The 9,043-nt window shown below is 64.5% G+C and carries 7 protein-coding genes; 3 read left to right on the top strand and 4 right to left on the bottom strand.

All coding sequences use genetic code 11. The features are described from left to right. Positions 1–136: 136 nt before the first annotated feature. A complete protein-coding gene (gene xthA, locus B2790_RS18865) occupies positions 137–949 on the bottom strand; it encodes an exodeoxyribonuclease III (protein WP_025338931.1) in 813 nt (270 codons plus the stop codon). Between the two features lie 132 nt (positions 950–1,081). Here xthA and B2790_RS18860 point away from each other — a divergent pair, with 132 nt between their 5' ends. From B2790_RS18860 to B2790_RS18850, 3 genes are read left to right on the top strand one after another with little or no spacing between them, the layout of a single operon-like run. Then, positions 1,082–1,732 carry a GNAT family N-acetyltransferase gene (locus B2790_RS18860; RefSeq protein ID WP_286919472.1) on the top strand — a complete coding sequence of 217 codons (651 nt, stop codon included), beginning with the start codon at positions 1,082–1,084 and terminating at the stop codon, positions 1,730–1,732. A 52-nt stretch (positions 1,733–1,784) separates the two neighbouring features. Beyond that, on the top strand, positions 1,785–3,527 hold the full coding sequence (locus B2790_RS18855; protein ID WP_286919471.1) for an autotransporter assembly complex protein TamA: 1,743 nt from the start codon (positions 1,785–1,787) through the stop codon (positions 3,525–3,527). Beyond that, positions 3,524–7,198: a translocation/assembly module TamB domain-containing protein gene (locus B2790_RS18850; RefSeq protein ID WP_286919470.1), complete on the top strand. Its 3,675-nt coding sequence runs from the start codon at positions 3,524–3,526 to the stop codon at positions 7,196–7,198. The genes B2790_RS18855 and B2790_RS18850 overlap by 4 nt, the downstream gene beginning before the upstream one ends. 19 nt (positions 7,199–7,217) lie before the next feature. Here B2790_RS18850 and B2790_RS18845 read toward each other — a convergent pair whose 3' ends face one another. From B2790_RS18845 to B2790_RS18835, 3 genes are all read right to left on the bottom strand, one after another. Continuing rightward, positions 7,218–7,772, bottom strand: coding sequence for a DUF2589 domain-containing protein (locus B2790_RS18845; RefSeq protein ID WP_075045093.1), 555 nt, complete (start codon positions 7,770–7,772; stop codon positions 7,218–7,220). A gap of 75 nt (positions 7,773–7,847) precedes the next feature. Next, on the bottom strand, positions 7,848–8,507 hold the full coding sequence (locus B2790_RS18840) for a DUF2589 domain-containing protein (RefSeq protein WP_286919469.1): 660 nt from the start codon (positions 8,505–8,507) through the stop codon (positions 7,848–7,850). Between the two features lie 64 nt (positions 8,508–8,571). Continuing rightward, complete coding sequence (locus B2790_RS18835) at positions 8,572–8,952, bottom strand: Mor transcription activator family protein (RefSeq protein ID WP_046616589.1); 381 nt, start codon at positions 8,950–8,952, stop codon at positions 8,572–8,574. Between the last annotated feature and the right edge of the window lie 91 nt (positions 8,953–9,043).

Genomic DNA, 9,043 nt, shown 5'->3' with positions numbered 1-9,043 from the left:
GGAGCGGCCTTGTGTCGCGATAGGGCCGCAACGCGGCCCCAGCAATTTGTGCATCGAAGCTGACATCCTGGGGCCGCCATGCGGCCCTATCGCGACACAAGGCCGCTCCTGCAGGTGCTGTGCGTTCAGCTGGTGATCAGCTCAATTCCAGCCAGATCGGCGCATGGTCCGACGGCTTTTCCATCCCGCGCAGTTCATAGTCCACACCCGCCGCCTTGATCCGCGGCACCAGGTGCTGCGAGGCCATGATCAGGTCGATGCGCAGGCCGCGCTTGGGTTCGTCCTCGAAGCCACGGCTGCGGTAGTCGAACCAGCTGAAGCGGTCGGAAACTTCCGGGTACAGGTGGCGGAAACTGTCCACCAGGCCCCAGCCTTTCAAACGTTCCATCCACTCGCGCTCTTCCGGCAGGAAGCTGCACTTGCCGGTCTTGAGCCAGCGCTTGGCGTTGTCCGGGCCGATGCCGATGTCGCAGTCCTGCGGCGAGATATTCATGTCGCCCATCACCAGCAGTGGCTGGTCGTTGCGGAACTGGCCTTCCAGCAGCGCCTGCAGGTCGCTGTAGAAGCGCTGCTTGGCAGGGAACTTGGTGGGGTGGTCGCGGCTTTCACCCTGGGGGAAGTAGCCGTTCATGATGGTGATCGGGTTGCCATCGGCATCGGCGAAGGTGCCCCAGATGAAGCGGCGCTGGGCGTCTTCTTCATCGCTGGCAAAGCCCTTGTGCAGGCTCAGCGGTGCCTGGCGCGACAGCAGGGCCACGCCATAGTGGCCTTTCTGGCCGTGGTAATGCACGTGGTAGCCCAGTGCCTGCACGTCGGCCAGCGGGAACTGATCGTCGCTGACCTTGGTTTCCTGCAGGCCGATCACGTCCGGCTGGTGCTTTTCGATCAGCGCCGCCAGCTGGTGCGGGCGGGCCCGCAGGCCGTTGATGTTGAAACAGACGATCTTCATGGAAAGATAATCCCGGTAAAAGGCGCGATGCTAGCCGACATCGCTTGCCATCACCAGCATGGCGGCTTCGGGAGCCTGCTGCTAACGTCCTTTCCAGGGCACTGTAAGCCCATTCCAGGAGGACTGCCCGCAATGCCCGAAACCACTGCCACTCCGGCCCGTGTCTGCCTGCTCGATGACGGCTACAGCCGCGAGGCGCGTTCGCTGCTGTATAACGCCTACCGTCACGAACCTACATTCGCCTATATCTTCGAGGCCCAGCGCCCAGGCTACGAGCGGCGCCTGCGGGTGATGGTGCGCGAGTGGGTACGCCAGCACTTCTACTTGCAACTGCCCGCCATCGGCCTGCTGGTGGAGGACCGCCTGATCGCCCTGGCCCTGATCGTGCCGCCGCTGCGCCGGCTGGGCGTGGCCGACAGCTGGGCCTGGCGCCTGCGCATGATGATGGGCACCGGCCTGCGCTGTACGCGCCGTTACATGGACTACCAGGCCGCCCTGGCCACCTGCCTGCCCACCGACGAGGTGCATGTGCTGCCGCTGTTGGGCGTGCACCCGCAATTTCAGGGCAAGCACTACGGCGAGCAATTGTTACAAGCTGTGCATGACTGGTGCGCAGATGACCCTGGTACCAAGGGTGTGGTGCTGGACACCGGCAACGAGCACTACCTGGCCTTTTACCAGCGCCAGGGTTATGAGGAAATTGGCGAGGTGGCTGTAGGACCAATCCGTGAGAGGGTGTTCTTCCATCCCAATCCGGTCTCTTCCAATTCTGCTTTTGCCTGAGCAGACGGCACGGCGGCTCCCTTGAGCGCCCGGCTCTGGTAGCATGCGCCGCATGACGTATTCAGGAAGATTGACCTGGGGCCTGGTTATCTGGGTCGCCAGTTTCGCAGCATGGGGCCAGAGCGAGTTGCTGGTGAAGGTCAAACCGGCCAACAAGGCGCTCAAGGCCAATGTCGAAGGCTATATCGGTTCCCTTGGCGACCGCGATGAAGAAGCGCTGCTGCGCTTCAGTCGCGGCGCCCAGGAGCAGGCGCGCAAAGCCGCGCAGGCACTTGGCTACTACCAGGCGCAGATCGACACAGAGGTCAAGCCCGCCAGCGAGGCTGACCGTTCCCCGCAACTGATCATCACCATCGACCCCGGCGAGCCGATTCGCCTGCGCAACGTGACCCTACGCATCGAAGGCCCCGCCAGCGAGATGAAGGCCTTTCGCGTGCCCGACAGCAAGGCCCTGCGCGCGGGCGAACAACTCAACCACGGCCATTACGAAGATGCCAAGCGGCTGATCCAGAACCAGGCGTCGCGCTATGGCTTCTTCAGTGGGCGCTTCAGCCGCCAGCGCCTGGCGGTCGACCCCCAGGCGGGTGTGGCCGATATCGAACTGGTCTACCAGAGCGGCCCGCGCTATCACCTGGGCGCCGTCACATTTGGTGGCGACACACCGCTGGACGACGACCTGCTGCAGCGCATGGTCTCGTTCAAGCCGGGTACACCTTACGACTCGGAACTGATCGCCGAGCTGAACAACGACCTGCAATCGAGCGGTTACTTCGAAGGCGTGCGCGTGGATGCGGCGCCCACCGCCGCCGTGGGCGAAGAAATCCCCGTGGATGTCCGCCTGGAAACCCGCAAGCCGCGCACCATGGGCCTGGGCCTGGGCTTCTCGACTGACGTCGGGCCACGCGGCAAGGCCAACTGGACCCGCCACTGGGTCAACCCGCAGGGCCATAGCTACGGTTGGGAAACCGAACTGTCGGCGCCCCGGCAGAACGTCGGCCTTTGGTACGACATCCCCCTCGACCCGCCGCTGACCGACAAGTTGCGCTTTGCCGGCGGCTACCAGAACGAAGAAATTGCCGGCACCGACACCCTCAGCAAACTGCTGACGGTGGGCCCCGAGTGGCACAGCAAGCTGCCAAGCGGCTGGCAGCGGGTGATTTCCCTCAAGTACCAGCGCGAGGAGTACCGCCTGGGTGATGACTCCGGGCTGAGCAACCTGCTGATGCCGGGGGTGAGCTACTCCTTCCTGCGCAGTGACAACCGCATCGACCCGCATAACGGCTACCGCCTGCAGTTCGATGTACAGGTGGCCAAGGAAGGGCTGGTCTCGGACACCAACCTGCTGCATGGCAACGTGCTGCTCAAGGGCCTGACCACGCTTGGCCATGACCACCGCTTGCTCGGCCGGGTGCAGTTCGGTGGCAGCGCGACCAATGGCTTCAAGAACAACATTCCGCCGTCGCTGCGCTTCTTCGCCGGTGGCGACCAGAGCGTGCGTGGCTATGACTACCAGACCCTGTCACCGAAGAACAGCGACGGCGACCGCATTGGCGGGCGCTACCTGGTCGCCGGCAGTGTCGAGTACCAGTATTCGCTGACCGAAAAGTGGCGGCTGGCAACCTTCGTCGACCAGGGCAACTCGTTCAACGACCTGGAGCTGCCAAGCCTCAAGACCGGTGTCGGTTTTGGCGTGCGCTGGGTGTCGCCGGTCGGGCCGCTGCGCCTGGACCTGGCCAAGGCGCTGGATGATGAAGGGGGAATTCGCCTGCACTTTTCCATGGGGCCTGAGCTGTGAAACGCGTGATCAAGTACATTCTGGCGGGCCTGCTCGGGGTAACCGCAAGCCTGGGCCTGGTACTCGGCCTGCTGCTGGGGACCGAGGCCGGCAGCCGCTGGGTGCTGGGCAAGGTGCCCGGGCTTGAGGTGGCTGACTTCCAGGGCCGCCTGGCCGGTAGCTGGCAAGCCAGCCGGCTGAGCTGGGCCGATGCCGGCAGCACGGTAGAGGTGCAGGCACCGCTGCTGGCCTGGTCGCCGGCATGCCTGCTGCGCTCTACCTTGTGCATTGACCAGTTGCAGGCACAGCGCATCGACATGGCCTTTGCGCCCAGCGCCGAATCGGCCGACAGTGGCCCGCTGCAGTTGCCAGCCCTGCGCTTGCCGCTGGCCATCGAACTGGGTGAGGTCAAGGTTGGCCAGTTGCGCCTGGATGGCAGCGACCTGCTTGGCGACTTGCAACTGGCGGCGCACTGGACCAATACCGGGCTGCGCATCGACAGCCTGCACCTGCAGCGCGATGACCTGCAATTGAACCTGCAGGGCGACCTGCAGCCCGAAGCTGACTGGCCGGTGCAACTCCAGGCGCAGCTGCAACTGCCAGCGGTGGACGGCAAACCTTGGCAGCTGGCGCTGACCGCCACCGGCGAGCTGCAGAAAACCCTGAAACTCGCCGGCACCAGCAGTGGTTACCTTGACGCCACGTTGAACGGGCAATTGCAGGCGTTGGCCGAGCACCTGCCAGCGACCTTGCAGATCCGCTCCGAAGCATTCAAGCCGGCCGCCTCGTTGCCCGACACCGTGCAGTTCAACCAGCTCAAGCTCGACGCCCGGGGCGACTTGCTCAAGGGCTATCAACTGTCGGGATCGGCCAGCCTGCCGGCCGAGCAGTCGCCGATCGCCTTGTTGTTGTCCGGGCTGGTCGACAGCAAAGGCGCCAGGCTCGATGCCCTGGACCTGAACGCCAGCGATACCCAGCGGGTCAAGTTGCAAGCCACGGCTGACTGGCAGCAAGGCCTGGTCGCCGACGCCCAATTGGACTGGCAGGACTTTCCGTGGCTGCGCCTGTATCAACTGGAGACGCCGCCCGAGGTTACCCTCAAGCGGCTCATGGCCCAGGTGCATTATCGCGATGGCAACTACCAGGGCACCTTCAATGGCGACCTGGATGGCCCGGCCGGCGCGTTCAGCCTGGCCAGCCCGTTCGAAGGAGACCTGAGCCAGGTGAAGCTGCCGCAGTTGGCGCTGAGCGCCGGGCAAGGCAAGGCTGCCGGCAGTGTCGCCGTGCGCTTTGCCGACACCCTGGCATGGGATGTCGACCTGCAGTTGTCGGCGCTCGACCCGGCCTATTGGCTGGCCGAGCTGCCGGGTACCCTGGCGGGGCCGCTGCGCAGCAAAGGCGAGATGAAAGGCGACGCCCTGAGCCTCGATGCCCAGCTTGACCTGAAAGGCCGCCTGCGCGGCCAGCCGGCAATGCTCAAGGTCGAGGCCCAGGGGGCAGGGCAGAGCTGGACCTTGGGCGCCCTGGCAATCCAGCTGGGGGACAACCGCATCAATGGCAGTGGCAGCCTGCAGCAGCGCCTGGCCGGGCGGGTCGACCTCGACCTGCCGCGCCTGGGTCAGTTGTGGCCAAGGTTGCAGGGCCAGGTCAAGGGCCGGCTGGACGTCGCCGGCACCTTGCAGGCCCCGCAAGGTACGCTGACCCTGCAGGGCCAGCGGCTGGCCCAGGCGGAAAACCGCTTGCAGCAGCTGGACCTGGATGCCCGCCTGGACAACGCCCAGCGCGGCGTGATCGAACTCAAGGCCAGCGGCATTCACCTGGGTGACACGGCATTGGGCACCTTGCAGGCCCACGGCAAAGGCGACATTCGCCAGCAAGCGTTGACCCTGGCGCTGGACGGCCCGCAGCTCAAGCTCGAGCTCGGGCTGGACGGCCAGTTGAACAAGGGTGACTGGCGTGGGCGCCTGGCCAGTGGGCGGATCCAGGCCGGCGGCCAGGACTGGCAGTTGCAGGCACCAGCGCGCGTGCAGCGGCTGGCCAGCGGCCAACTGGACTTTGCTGCGCACTGCTGGCGTTCCGGCCAGGCCAGCTTGTGTGGCGACGACCAGCGTCTGGCCCCCGAGCCACGCTTGCGCTACCACCTCAAGCAGTTCCCGCTGGACAGCCTGGCCCAGTGGCTGCCGAAGGACTTCGCCTGGCAGGGCCTGCTCAATGCCGACATCAATCTGGATATCCCGGCCAGCGGCCCCAAGGGCAACATCGTCGTCGACGCCAGTGGCGGTACCCTGCGCGTGCGCGACAAGGACCGCTGGGTCGACTTCCCGTACCAGGCCCTGCGCCTGGACAGCACGCTGGCGCCAAGGCGCATCGATACCCGCCTGGCGTTCCGCGGCGAGCGCCTGGGCGAGCTGAACGTCAACACCCGCCTCGATCCACTGGGCAAGAACAAACCGCTGTCGGGTGATTTTCGCCTGGCCGGCCTCGACCTGTCGGTGGCGCGCCCGTTCGTGCCTATGGTCGAGCGCCTGGCCGGGCAGCTCAATGGCAGTGGCCGGCTGTCGGGCACCTTGCTGGCGCCGCAGGTCAACGGCAACCTGATGCTCAGCGGTGGCGAAGTCAGCGGTGCCGAGCTGCCGGTCAGCCTCGAGGACCTGTCATTGCAGGCATTTATTGCCGGCGAGCAGGTACAGCTCAATGGCGGCTGGCGCAGTGGCGAGGTGGGGCGTGGCCAGTTGAATGGCAACCTCACCTGGGGCCAGGCCTTGGGCATGGACCTGCGTCTGCAGGGCCAGCAACTGCCCGTCACGGTCGAACCCTATGCGACGCTGGAAGTTGCCCCGGACCTGACCTTGCGCCTGATCGACGACAAGCTGGCGGTGACCGGCAAGGTACAGGTGCCCAAGGGCACGATCACTGTACGCGAGCTGCCACCGTCCACCGTCAAGGTCTCGGATGACACGGTGATCGTCGGCCACCAGACCGAAGAGGGCAAGCCACCCATGGCGATGGCCATGGACATCGATGTCGAAGTGGGCCGCGACAAGCTTTCGTTCAGTGGCTTTGGCCTCAAGGCCAACCTGCTCGGCCATGTGCACATCGGCGACAACCTCGACACCCGTGGCGAGCTGAGCCTGGCCGACGGCCGCTACCGTGCCTACGGCCAGCGTTTGACCATCCGCCGTGCGCGGCTGCTGTTCGCAGGCCCGATCGACCAGCCGTACCTGGACATTGAAGCGATCCGCAAGGTCGACGACGTGATTGCCGGTATCCGCCTGAGCGGCAGTGCCGAGCAGCCCACCAGCAAAGTGTTCTCGGAGCCGGCCATGAGCCAGGAGCAGGCGCTGTCGTACCTGGTACTGGGGCGGCCTCTGGGCGCGTCCGGCGAAGACAACAACATGCTTGCCGAAGCGGCCTTGGGCCTGGGCCTGGCGGGTAGCGCCGGTATCACCGGCAGCCTGGCCTCGAGCCTGGGTATCGACGACTTCCAGCTGGACACCGAAGGTTCGGGCAATACCACCAGCGTGGTCGCCAGCGGCAACCTCACCGAGAAGCTGAGCCTGCGCTATGGGGTGGGGGTGTTCGAGCCTGCGAACACCATTGCATTGCGTTACAAATTGAGCAAGAAGGTGTACCTCGAGGCTGCCAGCGGGCTGGCCAGCTCACTGGACATTTTCTACAAGCGCGACTTCTGAGCCGTCGCGGGGGCGGCCGTCAACGGACGATGGCCGCCTCGATGAACTCATTGGTGTCGGGCGAGGGCGGCGGGGTGGGGGCCCGTACCGGGATGATCAGGCTGGTGTATTCCTCGATCAGCCGGTTGAGGGCTTCTGGTGGTTCGCTGGCCTGGAACTGCATGCGGATCTGCACTTCATCGGGGTCACGGTTGTCGCCCTGACGGCTTTGGCCACCGATGGTGACCTTGAAGCTGGCCGCCTTGTTCTCGCCTGCGGTCAGCAGTGCCTGCTGTGCTTCGGTGCCTTTGACCCTTACCGAAAGGTCGACCTGCATGCGCTCGAGGGCCAGGCCCTTGGGCGACACCAGCGCGAACAGCGGTACGCGCATGATGTGCTGGCCGTCCATGGCCACCTCGACCATCTTGGCTTTCATGGGCGCGCCCAACGCTTCGGTGTCGCATTCGAAGAACTGGTCGAACAGGTTGATGTACTGCTGCGCGATCAGGCTGTTGGTAGCACTGGCGGCTTCCTGCAGGCCACGGGTGATTTCTCGCAGGTCGATGGAAGTCATGGGGGCGGGGGATTTATCCAATGCTTCGACTCCTCAGGCCAGGTGGTGCCCCCCTGTTGCTGGTCAGGAGGGCTGTTCGGGGCGGGGAGGTGCGCCTCAAGAGGTAGCGGCGCCGAGAGCCGGAGCGCCGTCGGCCGCAGGGTTCTTCAAGGTATCGGCCTGGGAAATCAAGTCCTGGCTTTCCAGTGTGGCGGTCTTGACCACGGTCGGCTTTGTCGCGGCGTCGGTCAGGAAGTCGATCACCCGCATCATCGCTTCAGGCGGGTCCTGGCGTTTCAAGGTCGTGTTGAAGGCGTATCGGGCTCGAGTATCGGTCTTGCGGGTTTGCGTGGACTTGTGGCTGACGCTGCCTTTCACGTTGAGCCTGAACGGCCCCCAGCCCAGCGAGCCGCTTGCCTCGACGTTCATGTCCTTGCTGGAAACGTCTTCCGACATCTGGTTGATGACCAGCTCGAACTCGACGTTACCTTCTTCGATGGAGATGTTCGGGTGGGTGATTGCCGCCACCAGCGGCACTTTCATGGTCTTGCTGACCACGCCCTTGTATTCGCCTTGTTCGTCAACGATGGTCTCGTCGTAATCGAACTGGATGGCCACGGCCTTGCCGTCCTGGACGCACACCTGCATCAGGAAGTCGGCGTAGGATTTACTGGCGGTGACCTGGGCCTGGACCATGGCCTGCAGGGGGCCTGCGATCATGCGGTCCATCGGCAAGGCATTGATTACGGAACCGATGAGGCTGTTATCTATCGACATTGCTGGGTTCTCTTCTGGTTGAATTAAAAACGTGGCTATCAATCGTGGTCACGATGCCTGGGCTTCAGCGCGCGCAATGTTCCTGGCGGCGGATGTTGCCGATCTGGCGCAGGCTCAGGCCGTACTTGTCAGCGAGCAGGCTGCGAGACAAGCCGCTGGCGCTTTCCTTCTGGATCTGCAGGTTGCGCAACTGGCGCATGAAATGGTCAGCCTTGGGAATTTCCAGGGCGACACCGGCAAAGCGCTTGATCAGTGCGTCGAGCGCTTCGGCCGGCAACACGTCGGCAAGCTTGGTGCGCTCGCGGTGCTTGGGGATGTACTTGGGCCTGCCGCCATAGGCGCAGGTCAGCTGGTAGGCGTTGTCGATGCCGATGCAGTCGATCAGGGCCTGCAGCGAGTGGGGCAGTTGGCTGATATCGATGTGGCTCAAGTCTGGCAGTTGCATATGGCGCTCCTTCGGGACGGATGGGCTGTGCTAACCGATCACCAGCGGCGTTATGTCGAAGGTGTGGCTGGATTTTCTGTGACAGCCGAGG

The organism is Pseudomonas sp. UBA6753, from assembly GCF_002453565.1.
Classification (GTDB): domain Bacteria; phylum Pseudomonadota; class Gammaproteobacteria; order Pseudomonadales; family Pseudomonadaceae; genus Aquipseudomonas; species Aquipseudomonas putida_Z.
The sequence above is the reverse complement of the archived record's forward strand: the minus strand, read 5'-3'. Positions and strand labels throughout refer to the sequence as shown.

Coding starts and splice junctions, on each gene's coding strand:
- xthA (WP_025338931.1), bottom strand. CDS start 949: ATGAAGATCGTCTGTTTCAACATCAACGGCCTGCGGGCCCGCCCGCAC.
- B2790_RS18860 (WP_286919472.1), top strand. CDS start 1,082: ATGCCCGAAACCACTGCCACTCCGGCCCGTGTCTGCCTGCTCGATGAC.
- B2790_RS18855 (WP_286919471.1), top strand. CDS start 1,785: ATGACGTATTCAGGAAGATTGACCTGGGGCCTGGTTATCTGGGTCGCC.
- B2790_RS18840 (WP_286919469.1), bottom strand. CDS start 8,507: ATGTCGATAGATAACAGCCTCATCGGTTCCGTAATCAATGCCTTGCCG.
- B2790_RS18835 (WP_046616589.1), bottom strand. CDS start 8,952: ATGCAACTGCCAGACTTGAGCCACATCGATATCAGCCAACTGCCCCAC.